Origin of the sequence: Rufibacter psychrotolerans, from assembly GCF_016924645.1 — a bacterium.
GTDB lineage: Bacteria > Bacteroidota > Bacteroidia > Cytophagales > Hymenobacteraceae > Nibribacter > Nibribacter psychrotolerans.
The window spans coordinates 281835-301941 of record NZ_JAFFJV010000004.1; the positions used below are offsets into that span (position 1 = coordinate 281835).

At 54.2% G+C, this 20107-nt stretch carries 17 protein-coding genes; 12 read left to right on the top strand and 5 right to left on the bottom strand.

Annotated elements, in window-relative coordinates; translation table 11 throughout:
* Positions 1-71 precede the first annotated feature (71 nt).
* Positions 72-710 (top strand): OmpH/Skp family outer membrane protein, encoded by a 639-nt coding sequence (locus JT718_RS05695; RefSeq protein ID WP_317195483.1) that lies wholly within the window; start codon positions 72-74, stop codon positions 708-710.
* 299 nt (positions 711-1009) lie between these two features.
* On the opposite strand, the gene JT718_RS05700 is transcribed toward JT718_RS05695, so the two are convergent.
* A complete protein-coding gene (locus JT718_RS05700; protein ID WP_205500906.1) occupies positions 1010-2245 on the bottom strand; it encodes an ABC transporter permease in 1236 nt (411 codons plus the stop codon).
* 126 nt (positions 2246-2371) lie between these two features.
* Between JT718_RS05700 and JT718_RS05705 the strand changes: the two genes are divergently transcribed.
* The gene (locus JT718_RS05705) at positions 2372-3643 is read left to right on the top strand and encodes an asparagine synthetase B (protein WP_205500907.1); all 1272 of its coding nucleotides are present in this window, start codon (positions 2372-2374) and stop codon (positions 3641-3643) included.
* Positions 3644-4098: 455 nt separating this feature from the next.
* Here the strand turns inward: JT718_RS05705 and JT718_RS05710 are convergent, their stop codons facing one another.
* From JT718_RS05710 to lpxK, 3 genes are all read right to left on the bottom strand, one after another.
* On the bottom strand, positions 4099-4692 hold the full coding sequence (locus JT718_RS05710) for a MiaE family protein (RefSeq protein WP_317195484.1): 594 nt from the start codon (positions 4690-4692) through the stop codon (positions 4099-4101).
* Between the two features lie 277 nt (positions 4693-4969).
* Positions 4970-6931 carry a putative porin gene (locus JT718_RS05715; protein ID WP_205500908.1) on the bottom strand — a complete coding sequence of 654 codons (1962 nt, stop codon included), beginning with the start codon at positions 6929-6931 and terminating at the stop codon, positions 4970-4972.
* An 8-nt stretch (positions 6932-6939) separates the two neighbouring features.
* Entirely contained in the window at positions 6940-7998 is a 1059-nt protein-coding gene (gene lpxK / locus JT718_RS05720) for a tetraacyldisaccharide 4'-kinase (protein WP_240336941.1), read from the bottom strand.
* 69 nt (positions 7999-8067) lie between these two features.
* On the opposite strand from lpxK, the gene JT718_RS05725 reads away from it, so the two are divergent.
* The 10 genes from JT718_RS05725 to groL all read left to right on the top strand — a co-directional run bounded on the left by JT718_RS05725 (position 8068) and on the right by groL (position 19368).
* Complete coding sequence (locus tag JT718_RS05725; RefSeq protein ID WP_205500909.1) at positions 8068-9165, top strand: Nif3-like dinuclear metal center hexameric protein; 1098 nt, start codon at positions 8068-8070, stop codon at positions 9163-9165.
* A gap of 7 nt (positions 9166-9172) precedes the next feature.
* Positions 9173-9907: a zinc ribbon domain-containing protein gene (locus JT718_RS05730; protein WP_205500910.1), complete on the top strand. Its 735-nt coding sequence runs from the start codon at positions 9173-9175 to the stop codon at positions 9905-9907.
* Between the two features lie 201 nt (positions 9908-10108).
* On the top strand, positions 10109-11410 hold the full coding sequence (locus JT718_RS05735; protein ID WP_205500912.1) for an anthranilate synthase component I family protein: 1302 nt from the start codon (positions 10109-10111) through the stop codon (positions 11408-11410).
* A 304-nt stretch (positions 11411-11714) separates the two neighbouring features.
* Positions 11715-13148 (top strand): tRNA (N6-isopentenyl adenosine(37)-C2)-methylthiotransferase MiaB, encoded by a 1434-nt coding sequence (gene miaB, locus JT718_RS05740; protein ID WP_205500914.1) that lies wholly within the window; start codon positions 11715-11717, stop codon positions 13146-13148.
* A gap of 85 nt (positions 13149-13233) precedes the next feature.
* Positions 13234-14508: a sigma-54 interaction domain-containing protein gene (locus JT718_RS05745; protein ID WP_205500916.1), complete on the top strand. Its 1275-nt coding sequence runs from the start codon at positions 13234-13236 to the stop codon at positions 14506-14508.
* On the top strand, positions 14495-15031 hold the full coding sequence (gene lptE, locus JT718_RS05750; RefSeq protein WP_240336942.1) for an LPS assembly lipoprotein LptE: 537 nt from the start codon (positions 14495-14497) through the stop codon (positions 15029-15031). Before JT718_RS05745 ends, lptE begins: the two co-directional genes overlap by 14 nt.
* Positions 15032-15150: 119 nt before the next feature.
* Complete coding sequence (locus JT718_RS05755) at positions 15151-16674, top strand: DUF8458 domain-containing protein (RefSeq protein ID WP_205500917.1); 1524 nt, start codon at positions 15151-15153, stop codon at positions 16672-16674.
* A 7-nt stretch (positions 16675-16681) separates the two neighbouring features.
* Positions 16682-17071 (top strand): preprotein translocase subunit SecG, encoded by a 390-nt coding sequence (gene secG, locus JT718_RS05760; protein WP_205500918.1) that lies wholly within the window; start codon positions 16682-16684, stop codon positions 17069-17071.
* Between the two features lie 322 nt (positions 17072-17393).
* The gene (gene groES, locus JT718_RS05765) at positions 17394-17684 is read left to right on the top strand and encodes a co-chaperone GroES (RefSeq protein ID WP_062546033.1); all 291 of its coding nucleotides are present in this window, start codon (positions 17394-17396) and stop codon (positions 17682-17684) included.
* Between the two features lie 40 nt (positions 17685-17724).
* Positions 17725-19368, top strand: a complete 1644-nt coding sequence (gene groL / locus JT718_RS05770) for a chaperonin GroEL (protein ID WP_205500919.1) — start codon at positions 17725-17727, stop codon at positions 19366-19368.
* Between the two features lie 115 nt (positions 19369-19483).
* Here the strand turns inward: groL and JT718_RS05775 are convergent, their stop codons facing one another.
* Positions 19484-20080: a hypothetical protein gene (locus JT718_RS05775; protein WP_205500920.1), complete on the bottom strand. Its 597-nt coding sequence runs from the start codon at positions 20078-20080 to the stop codon at positions 19484-19486.
* Positions 20081-20107: the final 27 nt, after the last annotated feature.

Below are 20107 nucleotides of genomic sequence, written 5' to 3' on the forward strand. Positions count from 1 at the left end.
TTGGAACAGGGGCCGTGAATCTTGGTTCGCGGCCCCTGTTCCCCATCATTCCAACTCCTTAATTATTGATTGTGAGCGTATCTAAAAAGCTTCTTTTCCTGGCTGTTCTATCAGCTTCTTTTGCCGCCTGTACAAACGACCAGGCTTCCAACCAAAAAACGGCGGCCAAGACCGAAACCACTCCGGCAGCCGCTACTGCGGCCGATGACGAGGACGCCCCGGCTGCTGCCCAGGCTCCCGAGATTGTGTTCGTGAACTCAGACACCTTACTGAACAACTACCAGTACTTTAAAGATGTGAAAGCCAGGCTGGAAGCCAAAGGCAAACGAATGGAAACCGACCTGCGCACAAAAGCCAACAGCTTCCAGCGCGAGGTAGAGCAGTACAGACAGGCTGCCGCCGGCATGGGCCAGGAGCAACGCGCCGCCACCGAGCAGCGGTTAGCGCAGAAAGAGCAGCAACTAGCCGCCCAGCAGCAATCATCTGGCAACCAACTGGCCAAAGATGAGAGCGATGAGATGCGCAAAATCTACGAGAAAGTAGAAGCCCAGCTCAAGAAAATCAGCCAGGAAAAAGGCTATAAAATGGTCTTGACCTACACCCGCGGCAACAGTGCCATCCTCTACGGAGACGCCAGCCTTGACATTACCAATGATGCGGTAAAAGCCCTCAACGAAGAATACAAGACCAGCAAAAACACCAAGAAATAAACTTTCTTGATACATGTCAAATCACCCAAAAGCCTGACCCACGTCAGGCTTTTTTTATGCGCTGGGTGAAAGCCCTAAGGCATGGCACCTGAGGAGCTCGCTCACCCTTACGCGGTTACGTTCGGCACGTAGGCACAGGCAGATGCCCTCGCAAGCCAAGGCTACTCTACTAATCAGGAAACTAAAGAACCCTAACCCCGAGCTACTTTTCAGGAAAATGGACTGTTTTTCTGAAAACGCACGAAAAAGGCTGCCCGGTGATAGGCAGCCTTTTTTTGGTACTCGCATCATCCCCTCCTTTATTCATACCGCAATGATTCTATGGGGTCAAGCTTGGAGGCCTTGTAGGCGGGGTAAAAGCCGGAGGCTAATCCCACGGAAATACAGATCACCATGCCCACCAGCATCCAGAGCCAGGGCACGAAGAACTCGCCCTGCCCAATCAGCATGGCGATGCCGTTGCCCATGAGAACGCCCAGGATAATGCCGGCAATGCCGCCCAGCACGCAGATCACAATGGCCTCAATCAGGAACTGCTGCCTAATCTGGTGGATGGTCGCGCCCAGGGCCTTGCGGATGCCGATTTCGCGGGTACGCTCGGTCACGCTCACCATCATAATGTTCATGAGACCAATAGAGGCGCCCAGCAGCGTGATGAAGCCCACCAGGAAACCGCCCGTTTTCAGGTAGCCGGTGATCTTGTTTAGGGTTTGCTCCACCGAGTCGCTGCGGGTAATCTCAAAGGAGTCTTCCTGCCCCAGGCGGTCTTGCCGCACCTTGCGCATGATGCCGGTGGCTTCCTCCATGGCGTAGGCCAGGCTGGTCTCGTTCAGAATGGCTGATTTGATGCTGAACGTCAGAGGAGTTGGCGTGGGAATCTGGGTGGCCGTTTCCAGCGGAATAATGATCTGGCGGTTGCTGCCGCCGCCGCCCAGGCCGCCGCCCTCGTTCTTGATCTTGCCCACCACCTTAAACCGACGGCCCAGCATGACCAGGTGCTTGCCCTCGGGGCTTTGCTTGGGGAACAGTTTTTCGGCGATCTCCTCGCCAATGATAGCCACCGGGGCCCCGCTCTCGTACTCCATTGAAGAGAACGGCCGGCCAATCTCAATGTCATAGTTCTCGTTGACCAGGTAGTTCTCGTCGCCGCCAATCACACTCACGTTGGGGTTGGTTTTGATGTTACCGGCCTTCACGGAGGTGGCGCCGCTCACGTACGTAGACAAACTCACGCGGGCCTTGTCTTGCATGAGCTCCTTGTACTGCTTGGCCTGGAACTCAGTAATGTCGGGGTACACTTTGCCCTGCCGCCCCCCGCTCTGGCGACCCTGGTCCTGTTTCTTCTCAATGTCAAAGGAATTGGCCCCCAGCGTAGAAAAGGTGTTGGAAACCGAATACTTGATTCCCTCAATGGCCGTTAGAATACCTACCAACGACATAATCCCGATGGAGATGATGAGGGCGGTAAGCACGGTGCGGAGCAGGTTGCCCTTAATGGACCTGAACCCCTCCTTGGTGTTTTCTATGAAATTCATGTTTTCGCGTGAACCAGTACCAGAACAGCTTATCTGTCGTACAAAAGAGCGTTTTCTTACCGTATAAAAGTACAGGTTTTCCCGTTTATTGCCCGTTTTTCTTACATTCGTTCTAAACCGTTCCAGATGAAGACTTTACCCCGTTTTTGTATCCTGCTGCTGGCCCTGCTGCTGTGGGGCCCGGCCAGCTGGGCTTCTTATCTGCTCCTGCCCATGGACCAGAGCCAGAAGAACCACCTCAAGGCCTACGGGCTGGCGTACTGGGCCCTGCAGCGGCAAACCGAGGTAGACTGGCTCCTGAACTACAAGGGCGGCGCCTTTGGCATGAAGTACGCCCAGGAACTGGAGAACGAACTGGTGGTGCGGGGCATCAGCTACCAGACCATTTCTGATGCGCAGTACAGCCAGGTCCTGGCCGAGATTGCCGCCCCCGAGTCCAACATGGACGTGATGAAGCTGGAGAAGGCCCCCAAGATTGCCGTGTACTCGCCCAAGTCCAAACAACCCTGGGACGATGCCGTGACCCTGGTGCTCACCTACGCCGAGATTCCCTACGATGTGGTGTATGACCCCGACATCCTGGAAGACAAGCTGCCCAAGTACGATTGGCTGCACCTGCACCACGAGGATTTCACCGGCCAGTACGGCAAGTTCTACGCCGCCTTCCGCAACGCGCCCTGGTACCTGGACCAGAAGCGCGAATCAGAGGCCATTGCCAAGCGGTTCGGGTTCAGCAAGGTGACCCAGCTGAAGAGCGCCGTGACCCAGCGCATTCGGGATTTCTGCGCTGGCGGCGGCTTTATGTTCGCCATGTGCTCGGCCACCGACACCTATGACATTGCCCTGGCTGCCGTGGGACTGGACATCACCGAGTCGATGTTTGACGGCGACCCCTCAGACCCTCAGGCGCAGCAGAAGCTCAACTATGACAACACCTTCGCCTTCAAGGACTTTACGTTGATCCGCGACCCGTTCCACCCCGAGTTCTCCAACATTGACAACTCGCAGCTGGAACGCGGGCTGCGCGAGAACAACGACTATTTCCAGCTGTTCACCTACTCGGCCAAGTGGGACCCCATCCCTACCATGCTCACCCAGAACCACGAGAAAACCATCAAAGGCTTCATGGGCCTCACCACGGGTTTCAAGAAAAGACTGATTAAATCTGAGGTGGTGGTCATGGGCGAAACCAAGTCTATTGACGAGGCCCGCTACATTCACGGCACCTTCGGCAAGGGCACCTGGACCTTCTTTGGCGGCCACGACCCCGAGGACTACCAGCACTTCGTGGAAGAAGAACCCACTGATTTATCCTTGTACCCCAACTCGCCGGGTTACCGGCTTATTTTAAACAACATCCTGTTCCCGGCCGCCAAGAAGAAAAAGCAGAAGACTTGATTTATTGATTTGAAGATGGGGAGATATAGAGATTTGAAGATTTGAAGATTTGAAGATTTGTAGATGTGAAGAGTTGAAGATTTGGAGATGGGGTGATGTGAAGAATTGAGGATTTGGAGGTTTGAAAAGTAGAGGGGTTTCGGGGCTGTTTTCACAAAAACAGCCCCGAAACCCCTCTACTTTTTACCAGCAGGCCCTTGTTCTGTGCGAGTGGCCTTAGGGAGTAGCTTTGAAGCAACGCTTCTACTGTTCGCTCACAAGATCCTTTCAGGATGACAAAAGAAAAATGGGAGAAGAAAGTCCATAAGTTGACCTTACGGCCTGCCCAAACCTAACTGCTTGCCTAATCTTACTCAGTTAAGCTCCTTCTGACGCATCATTTCATTTCCACATTATCTAATCATCACATCCTCAAATCTTCAAATCTCCAAATCTCCCAATCTCCAAATCGAAGGTTAGTGAATCCGGTCTGGGCGGTATTCTAAGTTGGCAATGATCTCGGCTTCAATTTGCAGGAGTTCCTGCAGACGGGCGTCTACCACTTCCTTGGGCATGTATTCTTTGGCCAGCTTCACGAAGCTCACGTAATGCCCGGCCTCTGACACCATGAGTTCATAGTAGAACTTTTGCAGGTCTTCGTCTTTGAGGTTCTTCCAGAGCAGCTTAAAACGTTCGCAGCTACGGGCTTCAATGAGGGCGTTCACCAGCAGGTGGTCCATGAGCTGGCGCTCCCGTTTGTCGCCTTTCCGGATGTGTTTGCTGAGTTGCACAACGTATTCATCGGGGCGATTGCGGCCCAGTTCAAAGCCGCGCTTTTTTAGTTCGTCCAGCACCCGTTCAAAGTGGCTCCATTCCTCAGCCACCAGGGCGGTCATTTCCTCCACCAGCTTGGTTTTGTCGGGGTACTTGACGATGAGCGAAATGCCCGAGGTAGCCGCTTTCTGCTCACAGAAGGCATGGTCCACCAGAATGTCGCGGATGTTCATCTCCGCAATGTTCACCCACCGCGGATCAGTGGGCAGCTGTAGTTTAAGAATTGACTTGGCCACGGGTTTAAGATTTGAAGATGGGTATATTTGGGGATTTGAAGACGAGGAAATTTGGAGATGTGGGGATTTGTAGATGTGGAGATTTTGAGATGTTAGCCAAGTTCAGGCACTGAGCAGTATGGGAGCTGTTTAAGGGTCATTTTCCTGAAAACTGCTCAAAAACCAAGCGGTTCTTTCAGCTAATGGCCCCTGTCATATCAAATCCCCACATCTGCAAATCTTCAAATCCTCACATCTGCAAATCTTCAAATCCTCACATCTCCAAATCTTAAAAAACTTAATCATAGAAGTTCCACTCCAGCCCGAAGACAAAGCTGAACGGGTTGGCGACGTAGTAAGGAGTGGTAAAGTACCCTGGTTCCCAGCTCCTGGTCACGGTATTCACGTTGCTCAGTTTCAGGAACAGGTTCACGGTTTTGATGTCGGTGTTCAGGAAAACGTCTAAGGTAGGATAGCGGCGCACCAGGAAGCGGTTCTGCAGGTGGAACTGCTGGGTGACCGGCATGTAACCATCGGCGTAGTACTCAGAGTGCCAGGTCATCTCTACCCCGGCCTGCACAAAGATGGCTCTCTTGAAGAGTGGCCCCTGCACGTAGGCCCGGGAGTTCACGTACCACTCCGGCATCCGGATCACGTCTTCGCCGGTAACTTGGTTGTAGTACACGGTATTGTCCAACACGAAGGACTTGACGTTGAACCGGTACCTGAGGTTCGCCTGCAGCAGGTTAGTAGTCCCAGTTTCCTGGGCTGGGGTGCCCCAAACTGCCCGGTTGTTGGCGACCGAATCCTGGTAGTAGACGTGGTTGCGCAGGTTGGTAAACTGGACCTGCCCGTTCAGGTAATGGTTCTTGAATCCTACCTCAATGCCGGCAGCGGTCTGGTTGGCCTGGGTGTTCTCAAAATCATTGAGCCACTCATAGTGGTTACTAATGAACAAACGCTGCAGCAAGGTGGGCGAGTAAGAAATTCTGGTTTGCCGCAGCGTGAGGTACTTGAAGCGGGCCTGGGCGTTGAGGCGGTAATCACCGCCGCCAATCTGGAACTCGCCATCGGTGGTGACGTAAATGTCGTTCTTGAGCCTGAACTGCGCCTCACCGCCCAGGAAATTATCAGCGATGGTTCTTTTCTGGCGGTCTACATAATAAACCAGGGTGTCTTCCTGGCCAGCCCGCTGCTGAATATCTACTCCCTCGGCGGTCACTTCGTAGGAGCCGTCGCGGCGCTTGGCGTAGGCCCGGTACACAAAATACTTGGTGCTGCCCATTACCCCGAAAGTGTTTTCCACCTGCTTGAAGTAAGAGTCGTCATAGGTGCGGGAGGCGTCTAGCCGCGCCTGGGGGTAGAACTTCAACACCTGGCGGGCGGTGTTGCCGGTGCCAACGGTCTCATAAGGCAGTTGCTGATCTGAGAACGCATTGTTCTGGGTGCCGGCATCCAGGGTATGGTAAAGCTGCAGCCCCGGTCCTAGCAGTTTGTACCACTGCGTGGCATGCAGGTTGTTGCGTTTTTCTTCAGACGCCGCTTTTTGCAGCCAGATAGATTCCCTTTTATAGTCAAAGAGGCTATCATAGGTGTCCCCTGCTTCGGGCCGAACGCCGCCCAGTTCTATCTGCTCATGGCTGGTCTGGTTGTAGTTCGCCATCAGGCGGTAGCGCTCGTTCTTGCTGAAATAGTGGGTGAAGGCCTGGATGCCGTAGTGGCTTACCAGCCCGTCTAGCCGGGAACTGATGCTCCCAATCTGCCGCTCAGCGCCCACTCGTTCGTAGCCAATGCCCACGTTCCAGTTGGGCGACACGTTGCGGGTATGCTTGGCCCGGAAGATTTGCTCGCCCAGCGCCCCTTGCACGTAATTAAGGAACGTGAAAGGCGATTTTGTGTCATAGTACTCCAGGGTAGCCGGGTTAACGGCGTAGGGGTCGAAGGCGTTGCGGCCTAGTCTGTTTCCCAGCACGGTAGGCATGCGCCAGAACAGCGGCTGAGAGGCCGTGCCCACGTTGCCCAGGTCTTGCTGCAGGGTGGTGTCATAGTACCAATGGCGGTAAGTAGGCAGGTTGGTGAGCGAGGTGTCAATGCGCGTGGGCGTCAGGTTGCCCTTGAAAATGTCTGCCTCCCGGATCACCATGGTGGTGGCCGAGCCATAGATGGCCTTGGTGGAGTCGTTCAGGATTTGCGCGTGGGCCTGGGAGAGAGTTCCCACCCAGATCAGGAAAGCCGCGGCAAGGAGTTTCTTGTAATTCACGATCAAAATTAATGAATAAAATCTGAACCGGGCGGAAGTACCCAGCCCTTAAGGATGGCATCAAAGCTGGGTTCCTGCGGGGCAAAGGCATTGGTGATGGGCAGGAAAAAGACCGGCAACTGGTTCCAGAGCGGCTCCAGGGCAGAATCCTGCCATTTCACCGCGTCTTTCTGCGTCATAACAATGCTGATGGCCCTATCCTGGTACGCCTGGTACTGCGCCACCACTTCGTTGATCTTTTCTGGCGTGACGGCGGCATGGTCTTCCCACTCAAAATGGCACAGCAGCTCATGCCCGGCGTGTTGCAGGTGCCGCACCAGGGGCGTGGCGTTGGCAATGCCGGTTACCAAAATCAGCTTTTTCCCTAACGTGTTACCGCGCCCAATTGGTACAGGCGGGGCATACACCACCTGCGAGAAAAACACCGGGGTAGTGGGGCCGGCATACCGCCTTATCTCCGCCCGGATGCTCTGTTGTTCTTCCTTGGAAATATTTGGGCATTTGGTCACCACCACGGCCTGGGCCCGGCGGGCTCCGGTCTTGGGTTCCCGCAGGCGGCCCAGGGGCAACAGGTAGTCTTTGGTGAAAGGTCGGGAATAGTCGGTGAGCAGCAGGTAAGCCGAGGCTTTGACCGCCCGGTGCTGAAAGGCATCGTCCAGTAAGATGACCTCCAGGTCCGGGAAAAGCCGGAGCAGCCGCTGGATTCCCTCGGCCCGTTTTTCGCAAACGGCCACCACCACCCCCGGCAGGCTCTGCGTGTATTGGAACGGCTCGTCGCCCAGCGAGGTGGCCGAGGGGCGTTCATCGGCTAGCACAAACCCCTTGGTGGCGCGCTTGTAGCCCCGGCTCAGGATGGCAATTCTTCTGGGTTGCAGCAGGCGGGCCAGGTACTCTACCTGCGGAGTTTTGCCGGTGCCGCCCACGCTCAGGTTGCCCACGCAGATCACCGGCACGGGAGCCCGGTAGACGCTGAAAACCTCGCAGTCGTATAAGTAATTGCGCAAACGCACAATGCCCCCGTACAGGAGCGCAAACGGGAACAACAGGAACCGAACGACAGGCAGCATAGCGGGCATTACCTGCAAAAGTACATGAAAATTACCTTTCTTTGCCTTCCATGGCTTTAATCCAATAAAATGACCAAGATAAAAGAAGTGGTGCAGGTGCTGGAGCAATACGCCCCGCCTGCCTATCAGGAATCGTATGATAATGCTTTGCTTCAGGTAGGCGACCCAAACGCGATAGTTACCAAGGTGTTGGTGACGCTGGACTGCACCTTGGACGTGGTGCAGGAGGCCATAGACCGAGGCTGCAACCTCATCGTGGCCCACCACCCGGTGATCTTCAAGCCCCTGAAAAGCCTCACGGGAAAAACCCCGGTGGAGCGGGTGATCCTGAAAGCCCTGCAGCACCAGATTGCCATCTTTGCCTGCCACACCAACCTGGACCACGTGCACAACGGCGTCAACGCCAAACTCAGCCAGAAACTGGGCCTCGCCAATACCCGCATTCTGGCGCCCAAAACCCAGCTCCTGACCAAACTGGAAACCTACGTACCGCTGGAAGACACTGAGAAAGTGCTCACCGCCCTGCACCAGGCCGGGGCCGGCCAGATTGGCGAATACTCAGACTGCAGTTTCCGGGTGACCGGGACCGGCCGCTTCACCCCTTCGACGCAAGCCAGCCCGCACATTGGGGAGCCCTGCCAAACCGAGGAAACCATTGAAAACAAGCTGGAGGTGATCTTTCCGGCGTTCAAACAAAACCAGATCATGCGGGCCCTGCAGCAGACCCACCCGTATGAGGAAGTGGCCCATTACCTGGTGAGTCTGCAGAACGAGAACCAGGAAGTGGGCGCCGGCATGGTGGGCGAACTGGAAGAACCGTTAGAAACCGAGGCCTTTGTGCAACACGTGAAAGACAGCCTGCAGATCAGCACGTTTCGGCATACCGCCTGGCCCCAGAAGCCCATTAAACGGGTGGCCGTGTGCGGCGGGGCGGGCAGCTTCCTGATCAGGCAGGCCAAAGCCGCCGGGGCCGACGTGTTCCTCACCGCCGACCTCAAGTACCATGAGTTCTTTGAGTCCACGGAGCACATGGCCCTGGTAGACGTGGGTCACTATGAAAGTGAAGTTTATACTAAGGAGCTTTTTTATGATATACTTACCAAATCTTTTGCTAATTTTGCGGTTGATTTGTCCTCTACCCATACAAATCCCGTTAGACACAGCTAAATAATACATGGAAAGTACTGTAGCAAGTAAGTTAGATGCACTTCTAAGACTTCAGAGCTTAGATTCTCAATTGGACAAAATTCTACAAATTAGAGGCGATCTTCCCGAAGAGGTTCGTGACCTGGAAGATGAGATTGCCGGCTACCAAGTACGCGTAAGCAAATTTGATGAGGAGATTGCCGAGCTGCAGCAGCAGATTGCCAACCGCAAACAAGGCATCAAAGACGCTGAGAAGCTGATCAAGAAATACGAAGAGCAGCAGGAGAATGTGCGCAACAACCGCGAGTTTGACGCCATCACCAAAGAGATTGAACTGCAGAAGCTGGAAATCCAGATCAACGAGAAGAAAATCCGGGAGGCCAACTTCCAGATAGAGCAAAAGAATCAGGAAATCCAGGAAACCAGAAACCGTCTGGAAGAGCGCCAGAAAGACCTCAACACTAAGAATGCCGAACTGCAGGTAATGGTGAGCGAGAGCGAGGAAGACGAGCGCAAGCTGAACGAGGAGAAGGAAGAAGCGCAGAAGCACATTGAAGAGCGCCTGCTGTTCGCCTACAACCGCATCCGCAAGAACGTACGTAACGGCCTGGCCGTGGTGACCGTGAAGCGCGACGCCTGCGGCGGATGCTTCAACACCGTTCCGCCCCAGCGCCAGTCAGACATCGCGGCCAAGAAGAAAATCACCGTGTGCGAGCACTGCGGTCGTATCCTGGCCGATGTGGAGCAGAAAACAATTGCCTAAGCCGCATTAGCTTCTAGATAATGAAAAAAGGATGGTGAGGACCATCCTTTTTTTGTGTCCTTTTGGCCCGGGTACAAGCAGGCAAGCCTTAGAGACTGCCCCTGATTTGGCCCTATTTTTAAGAAAACAACCGTAAAACAACAGGTAGCCGGGCGACTTTACCCACCGCAGTGGCTTTTTACCGGTTTGCTTAGTACCCTTATGCCCCAGCTCACGCTGCCCTACGCCTCCCTTTCTGTCCCTGCCCACCAATGGAAACAACAGGCCCTGGCCTGGGCCACCCAGTGGCATGAGGTAGTGGCCTACTATGATTCTAACCACATCGCCTACCGGCATGGCGCTTTCCGGAACCTGCTGGGGGTCCAAAAAGAAAGCAGCGGTCGTGCACTTTTAACCTGGCAGGACCTGGAGCAAAGGCTGCAAGCTAACCCACAAACCCCGTTGCTGGGCTATTTCACCTATGACCTGAAAAACAGCCTGGAGAACCTCCAGAGCAGGCATCCTGACTTTATCGGTTTTCCGGAACTGTACTTCTTTGAGCCCGAGGTCTGGTTGGAGTGGGGCGAAGAGGCGGTGGTCCTCCACTCCCTTTCAGCAGACCTGGTCCCCGTGGCCGAGGAGATCCTGAACACCCCGTTTTCAGGCCATTTTCCTGAAAATCCCGTGAAAACGCAGGCCCGCGTTTCTAAGGCCGAATACGTGCAGGCGGTGGAGCACCTGCGGCACCATATTCTGGAGGGCGATGTGTATGAGGTGAACTACTGCCAGGAATTCTACGCCGAGAATGTGACGGTAAATCCTTTGCCGCTCTTCTGGGAACTGACGCAGACCTCCCCTACTCCATTTGCAGGGTTTCTTAAGGTACAGGACCGCTACTTACTGTGTGCCAGCCCCGAGCGGTTTCTCAAAAAAGAGAAATCCCTGCTCATTACGCAACCCATCAAAGGCACCATCAGGCGTGGCGGCACCCCGGCCGAGGACGAACGGCAGCGCCAGCTGCTGGCCTCCAGCGAGAAAGAACAGGCTGAAAACATGATGATTGTGGACCTGGTCCGCAACGACCTCAACCGCGTGGCCGCCACCGGTACCGTGCAGGTAGAGGAGCTGTTTGGCTTGTATGGCTTCCGGTACGTCTGGCAGATGATCTCCACGGTAACTGGCCAGCTTCCGTCAAACGTAAGTTCAGTGGAGGCTATCAAAGCGGCGTTCCCCATGGGCAGCATGACGGGTGCCCCCAAACTGAGGGCCCTTGAACTGATTGAGCAGTACGAGAAAACCAAACGGGGGCTATACTCCGGCTCCTTCGGGTACTTCCTGCCCAACGGTGACTTTGACTTCAATGTGGTCATTCGCAGCATTCAGTACTACACCCAGACAGGCTACCTCTCCTTTGAGGTGGGCAGCGCCATCACCTATGACTCAGATCCTGAGCAGGAATACCAGGAGTGTCTATTAAAAGCAGCCGCCATCAATAAGGTACTTCAGGGACCAGCTGATAGATAATCTGTATCTGAGTTTTAGCGCTGTTTTAGGGAAAACCGCCCCAAAACACCCTTGCTGCCCAAAAGGAGCCTGTCTATGATAGAAGCAGACCCTGCCGACCATACCACCTGAAGCTGTAACAGGAGCAGTACATCAATTGGGAGATTGCGCCCGCACTAACAGGTGCAGCGCTTCACCTTGCCCGTGATTCACCTCGCTACTCCATCCGCACGACACCTTCTATCTAACACCGGCTTAAAAAATCAGCTGACATTCTGTCATAGAAGCTCTAAGATTCCTATCTTTGTGTTTTAAATTGCCGCTTATGCACGCACCCATCCTGGACTTAGATTTCATAGACAACCGCACACCGGAGCAAGCCGCCGCGTGTGATACCAAAGTGACCGAAGACACCAACACCGGTCGTCAGCGCAAACTCTACATTGAGAGCTACGGCTGTCAGATGAATTTCTCTGACAGTGAGATTGTTTCCTCCATCCTCTTTGATGCCGGCTTTGACACCACCTCAGAAGTCACCAACGCTGACCTGGTCTTGCTGAACACCTGCTCCATCCGGGAGAAAGCCGAGCAGACGGTACGCCACCGGCTCACCCAGTTGCAGCACCTCAAGAAGAAGAGACCCGGTTTGGTGGTGGGCGTGCTGGGCTGTATGGCCGAGCGCCTGAAGAAGAACCTGCTGGAAGAAGAGAAAATGGTGGACCTGGTGGTGGGCCCAGACGCGTACCGCGACCTTCCCTCCCTCATCAGCAACGTAGACGAAGGCCAGAAAGCCGTGAACGTGCTGCTCTCCCGCGAGGAAACCTACGCCGACATCAACCCCATCCGCCTGAACAGCAACGGCGTGAGCGCCTTTGTTTCCATTATGCGAGGGTGTGACAACATGTGCTCTTTCTGCGTGGTGCCGTTCACCCGGGGCCGCGAGCGCTCCCGTGACGCCCACTCTATTGTGCGCGAAGCGCAGGAACTGGTGAACCAGGGCTACAAAGAAGTAACCCTGCTGGGCCAGAACGTTGACTCGTACAAGTGGGCTTCAGAAGGCGGCACCGAGCGCGTGAACTTCGCCCAGTTGCTGGAGCGGGTGGCCCTGGTGAGCCCAGACCTGCGGGTGCGGTTCTCTACCTCCCACCCCAAAGACATCACCGATGAGGTGTTGTACACCATGAAGAAGTACGACAACATCTGCAAATACATCCACCTGCCGGCCCAGAGCGGCAACTCCCGCGTGCTGGAGCTCATGAACCGCACCTATGACCGGGCCTGGTACATGGAGCGCGTAGACGCCATCAGAAGAATCCTGGGCCATGACTGCGGCATCTCCACGGACATAATCGCCGGCTTCTGCTCTGAGACCGAGGAAGAGCACCAGGACACCTTGTCCTTGATTGACTACGTGCAGTATGACTACGCCTACATGTTCTTCTACTCAGAGCGCCCGGGCACCCTGGCCGCCCGCAAGCTGAAGGACGATGTTCCGCTGGAGACCAAGAAGCGCCGCCTGCAGGAAATCATTGACAAGCAACGCCATTACTCGCACGTGCGCAACCAACTGGCCGTGGGCCAGGTGCAACGCGTGCTGGTAGAAAGTTTCTCCAAGCGCTCAGACGAGATGCTCAGCGGCCGCAATGACCAGAACAAAGTGGTCATCTTCCCCAAAATGCACTTCCAGAAAGGTGACTATGTAGACGTGCGCATCACCGACTGCTCCGTAGGCACCTTGTTCGGGGAACCCGTTTTATAATGTGCTAATTTTTAATTTTTTAATGTGCTATTTCTCAAAAAATGAATTAGCACATCAGCACATTCAACCATTAGCACATTAACGCATGCGCGATATAGAAATACAGTCGGTGAAGCAGCGGTTTGGCATCATCGGGAACTCGCCTTTGCTGAACTACGCCATCCAGGTGGCGGTACAGGTGGCCCCCACGGACATGACCGTGCTCATTACAGGCGAAAGCGGTAGCGGCAAGGAATCGTTCTCCAAGATCATCCACCACCTGAGTCCGCGCAAGCACGGTCAGTTCATCGCCATCAACTGCGGCGCCATCCCAGAGGGCACCATTGACTCAGAGCTGTTCGGGCATGAGAAAGGGGCCTTCACCGGCGCGGCCGAGGCCCGCAAAGGCTATTTTGAGGTGACCAACGGCGGTACCATTTTCCTGGACGAGATTGGCGAGATGCCCCTGGGCACCCAGGCCCGCCTGCTGCGCGTGCTGGAGAACGGCGAGTTCATCAAAGTGGGCTCCTCCAAAGTACAGAAGACCGATGTGCGCGTAGTGGCGGCCACCAACGTGAACCTGATGCAGGCCGTGGAGCGCGGGCAGTTCCGCGAGGACCTCTACTATCGCCTCAACACCGTGCCCATTACGGTACCGCCCCTGCGCGAACGCGGCGAGGACACGCACCTGCTCTTCCGCAAGTTCGCCTCTGATTTTGCCGAGCGGTACCACGTGAAGCCCATCACCCTGCAGCCCGAGGCCGTCCAGGAACTGCTCCGCTACCGCTTTCCGGGCAACATCCGGCAGCTCAAGAACATTGTGGAGCAGATCTCGGTGCTGGAGTATGAGCGTGAGATCAACGCCGCTACCCTGCGCAAATACCTGCCCCAGGAGCAGCAAAACCAGTTGCCTGCCTTGTTCAGCACCCATTCCTCTTCAGACAATGCCGGCATCTCTGAGCGGGACCTGCTCTACAAAGTGCTCTTTGACATGCGCAAAGACATGAATGACCTGAAACAGGTGGTGTTTGATCTTTTGTCGCACCAGCAGGGCGATGCGGAACTTCTCAAGGCCAACCGGCATTTGTTTGAGGAGATGCGCCCCTATGAGCAGCAGCCGGTGTACCGGGCCCCAGACCGCCGCGACGGCTACGTGCTGTCCATGGACGACACCGAGGACTACGAAGAGGAGGAAAAGGTAGAGGACATCTCGCACGAAACCGAAGAAGAGAGTCTTTCTTTGGAGCAGAAGGAAAAGGAAATGATCCTGAAAGCGTTGAAGAAGCACGGGAACAAGCGCAAATACGCCGCCAAAGACCTGGGCATCTCAGAACGTACCCTTTACCGCAAATTAAAACAATACGACCTTGAAGACTTATAATCTTTTTACCAGCTTGCTCCTGCTCAGCCTCACAATCCTGCTGGGCGGGTGCTACTCTTTCACCGGAACCAACATTTCCCCAGAGATCAAAACCATCTCCATCACCAACTTCAACAATGCCTCGGGCCAGGGCCCCGCTAACTTACAGCAGTTTGTAACCGAAGATTTCAAGGATTACTTTCAGCGAAATACCACTTTACGTATTCTTCCCCAGGGTGGCGATCTGCAGATTGAGGGACAGATCATGAGCTACACGTTTAGTCCGGCGGCTATTCAACGTAGCGATGTACCCACTGGCAGTAACGTGGGGCTGGACCAGGCCGGGGCCAACCGCCTCACCATTGTGGTGCAGATCAACTATACAGACACCAAGAACCCCACCAACAACTTTGACCAAAGCTTCTCCGGCTTCGCCGATTTTCCACCTACCCTGGATATCAACCAGATAAGCCAGGCGCAGATCAGGCAAATCACCGAACGCATTATTTATAGCGTTTTTACCAAAACGGTTGCGAATTGGTAAGTATCTTTGCAGACCAGATCAGGCACTGAAAAAAGACATTTCAGTGCCTTTATCTTCTAAAACCTAAGTCACTAGTACATTGCTTTTGCCACCCCCGGCAAAGAGAGAGAAGGAGTTCCATGAACAAAGCGGCGTTTTTAAATATTGTTCGGCAAGTTGCCCCCATCCAGGACCAGGAGGTTGATGACCTGGAGAAATTGGTGGTGTCTTTTCCGTACTGCCAGACCGCCCATGTTCTGTTAGCCAAAGCGGCCCATGACCGCGGCAGCATGCTTTCCACGCAAAAGCTCAGAAGAGCCGCCGCCCACGTTTCTAACCGCCAACTGCTGAAACAACTGGTATATGCCTCTCCTTACTACAATGAGCCGGCTGAAACTATAGAGAAGGAAGCTGCCCCGGTTGAAGCTACCGCTCCTGTTTTAGAGCCAATTTCTGAAAATCAGGCTCAATACGAAGTTTCTTCTCCGGTTGTAGAAGAAACTATCCCAGAGCCGGAAGCGCTTTACACAGAAGAGGAAGTTACGATTGCTCAGGAGCAGGAAGAAGCAGATGCCTTTGCTGAGCCTGAGGCCAGTGCCTTTAGCACCATAGAACCAGCCGTTCAGCAGGAGGAAGACCCTTCCCTTTCCGCAGTTGAACTTGGGCAAGAGCCAATCTCAGAAGGTGAAATTGCTACCCCAGAGGACACGCTTTCTGCCGAAGAATCAGCGCACGATGCAGCCTTCCAGACAGTTGAGGTAGAAGACACCCCTCTCCCTGAAACTCCTGAAGCGGAAATTTCCAAGGTAGCACCGGAAGTGGAAGCGCCTCTTTCAACCCTGGAGGAGATGGACGAAGAACTGGACTTTACTGTGGAGCTTTCTGAGGAAGAAGACAACCTGGATGAACTCCTGGAGCTGATCCAGATCAGTAGCCTGACCTCTTTTGTGGCTCCCGTTCCCAGCCAGGAGCAGCCTCAGGAAGAAATCACCGCAGATGCCAGCACCGGTGCTGAAGCTTTAGAGGAAGAATCAAGCCAGGATGTGGCGGTAGAAGCCACTTCTGCGGCTGCCCCCAGCGCGTACCTGGAGATCTCTGAACTGGACTCACTCTACGACACCTCGGGGTACGAGTTCCCCATGCTGCAACTGCCGGAGCCTGACCAGGCCGGTACAGCCTCCCCAGAGTCGCAGGACCCGTACCTGTCTATCTTCTACCAGAACAACCTGGCCTATTGGATGGGCTCCAGCCGTCTGGGCGAAAGCATTCAATTGAAAGACGAGCTTACCTCGGCCACGCCGTTCTATTTCCAGCCAGAGCTGATCCTGGAGCACGTGAAGGAGAAGAGCACCCCCGCTCCCGCGCCTGAGCCCACCCCGGCGGCCAAACTAGACCTGCAGCTGGACATCATCAACCAGTTCCTGACCTCGGCACCCAAGCGCAAATCGCTGGCCATGGCCCAACTGACCACCGAACCGCAGGAGGATTTGTCGGCGAAGAGCTCCAAGATCAAGAAAAGCATTGTGTCTGAAAACCTTGCCCATATCTACGTTAAGCAGGGAAAAGGCAAAAAGGCCATCAAAATTTATGAACAACTTATAGTGAAGTTTCCCGAAAAAAAGAGTTACTTTGCTGAACAAATTGAAAAATTAAGAAACGAATAGTCCAATTATGTACATTGCTCTGATCAGCGTTATTCTTTTCCTCTGCGTGCTGTTGGTTTTGGTGGTATTGTCCCAGAACTCCAAAGGCGGCGGATTGTCCAGCCAGTTTGGCGGCGGCGGCACCAGCCAGTTAATGGGCGTGAAGCGCACCGGTGACCTTCTTGAGAAACTGACCTGGGGCTTCGCGATCGGGATCATTGTACTAACCCTGGCTTCCCATACCATTGTGTCTGACGGAACCGGCGCTGACAACCGCACCATCAACGAGCAGCGCGCAGGCCAGGCGGCCCCCGCTCCTGCCCCAGCGGCCCCTCAGCAAAACGCAGCGCCTGGCGCAGCTGCTCCGGCCCCGGCGGCAACTCCGGCTCCCGCAGCCGGCGACTCTGCCCAGCAGTAATTAAAACCGATACTGAGACACCCTTTATTCAGAGTCCGAGCCTTACCGGTTCGGACTCTTCTTTTTTACCCTCTGTTTTGGGGCCGTTTCTGTGAAAATGAACCTGAAACGCCGGAACAACTTCCTGGAAGCTGACAAAATTAAAGTCGCTGCATAAGGGCTTGTCAGTACCGGCGAAAACCTGACAGCCCCAAACCTGACAAAATGTGGCAAGTTTGGCAGTATTCAGGCTTTGGCACAGGAATCGCTAATAGGCTTACCGTCCCGCGCAGGCTTGCTGCCGGGCTAAATCGTTAACTTAATCTAATCTTATAACAAACCTATGGCCTTAGATCTAAAACCATTGGCAGACAGAGTAATTGTGTTACCTGCTGCGGCTGAAGAAAAAACCAAGTCTGGTATCATCATCCCGGATACTGCCAAAGAAAAACCACAACGCGGCGAGGTAGTTGCCGTAGGAGAAGGCAAAATCTCCGATCAAGGTGTTTTAGTAAAGTCACAGTTGAAAGTTGGCGATCAAGTATTGTACGGCAAATACGCCGGCACTGAGATCTCCCTGGATGGCGCTGACTACCTGATCATGCGCGAGTCTGACATCCTGGCCGTTCTTTAATCATCATTCCTATCATCAACCATAATCTACAATAGAAACTATGGCATCAAAAAACATCACTTTCGACATTGACGCCCGCAATAAGATTAAAAAAGGGGTGGACACGCTGGCGAATGCCGTGAAAGTAACCTTAGGCCCTAAAGGCCGCAACGTGATCATCGACAAGAAATTTGGTGCCCCTAGCATCACCAAAGATGGCGTGACCGTTGCCAAAGAAATTGAACTGAAAGACGCCGTGGAGAACATGGGCGCGCAGCTGGTGAAAGAAGTTGCTTCCAAAACCGCTGACATGGCCGGTGACGGTACTACTACTGCCACTGTATTGGCCCAGGCCATCTATACGGCCGGTTCTAAGAACGTAGCCGCTGGTGCCAACCCAATGGACCTGAAGCGCGGTATTGACAAGGCCGTGGCTAAAGTGGTGGAGAACCTGAAGGCCCAGTCTAAGAAAATTGAGAACTCTTCTGAGATTGCCCAGGTGGGTACCATCTCTGCCAACAACGACACCGAGATCGGACAAATGATTGCCGATGCGATGGACAAAGTGGGCAAAGACGGTGTGATCACCGTGGAAGAGGCCAAAGGTACTGAGACCGAGGTGAAAACCGTGGAAGGTATGCAGTTTGACCGCGGGTACCTGTCTCCTTACTTCGTGACAAACCCAGAGAAGATGGAAGCGGAGTTTGACAACCCGTACATCCTGATCTACGACAAGAAAGTTTCTACCATGAAAGAATTGCTTCCGGTATTGGAGCAAGTGGTACAAACTGGCAAGCCGCTGGTGATCATCTCTGAAGATGTAGACGGCGAAGCCCTGGCTACCCTGGTAGTAAACAAACTGCGTGGTTCCCTGAAAATCGCGGCGGTGAAAGCCCCTGGTTTCGGTGACCGCCGTAAAGCCATGTTGGAAGACATCGCCATCCTGACCGGTGGTACCGTGATCTCTGAGGAGCGTGGTTACAAACTGGACAACGCTACCCTGGAGTACTTAGGTCAGGCCGAGCGCGTGATCATTGACAAAGACAACACTACCATCGTGAACGGAAAAGGTACCAAAGACGGTATCGTGGCCCGAGTAAACGAGATCAAAGCGCAGATTGAGAAAACCACTTCAGACTACGACCGCGAGAAACTGCAGGAGCGTCTGGCGAAACTGTCTGGCGGCGTGGCTATCCTTTACATCGGTGCTTCAACTGAAGTAGAGATGAAAGAGAAGAAAGACCGCGTAGACGATGCCCTGCACGCTACAAGAGCGGCCGTGGAAGAAGGTATCGTGGCCGGTGGTGGCGTGGCCCTGATCCGTGCCCTGGATGCCTTGGAGAGCGTAGAAACTCGCAACGAAGACGAGAAAACAGGTGTGCAGATCATCCGCACTGCCCTGGAGGCTCCGTTGAGAACCATCGTGGCCAACGCCGGTGGCGAAGGTTCTGTGATTGTGAACGAAGTACGTGCCGGTAAAGCCGACTATGGGTACAACGCCCGCGACGACAAGTTCGAGAACATGTTCGCGGCTGGTATCATTGACCCCACCAAAGTAACCCGCCTTGCCCTGGAGAACGCTGCTTCTGTGGCCTCTCTGTTGCTGACTACGGAGTGCGTGATCGCCGATGAGCCAGAGGAAGCTGGTGCTGCCGCCGGTGGCGGAATGCCAGGCGGAATGGGCGGCATGGGTGGCATGATGTAATCGGCCCTCAGCCCACGCTGAATATACAAAAAGCCCCGGTTCTTCAACCGGGGCTTTTTCTTTTACCGCTTTTCTGTTTTGGGCCTGTTTTCAGGAAAACAGCTAAAAAGCAGCGCTACTTTAGTGGTTTCAGTTTGATGTTAATCTGGTGCGGCGCGGTTTCATCTCCCCCGAAGTACGGGTACAGTTGGTAGCCCTTCCCCTCTCCGGTGCAGCCCCTGGTTTGCTCCACTTTCTTGTCACCCACCTTAAAAACGTACTTGTTGTCCTCTAACCTAAGTTCACAGACGGTAGGCTTTTTCAGGTCAACCGCCGTGATAAAGGTAGAGGTGTTCTTGCCCGCCACATAAGAATAGGCCAGCAATTCTAACCTATTGTTGTACCAGCGCCAGCCAAAGCGGGCACTATTCTGGTGGTGGAAAGAACCGCAGTCGGCCATGCCGAAGAGCTTGTTGATGTCGGCCTGGTTCTGGGGGTCCTTGGTCTGGTAAATGGCGGTGGAGTCAAACGTGACCTGAAACGCAAGGCGACTAGTGACCAAACCCTTGAAAGGATTGGTGGTTTCATGGTCACCTGTTCTGATGACAAAGGTGACTTCCTCCTCCGCTGAGGCAGGGATGATGGGCTGTACCCCCTCCTCCACAGGATTACAGGATAGTACAACAAAAGAGAGGGCGGTAAAGAACGTTAGGTTGCGTAAAAAGTGCTTCATAGGCCTTTGGTAAACTATTCCCAAAGG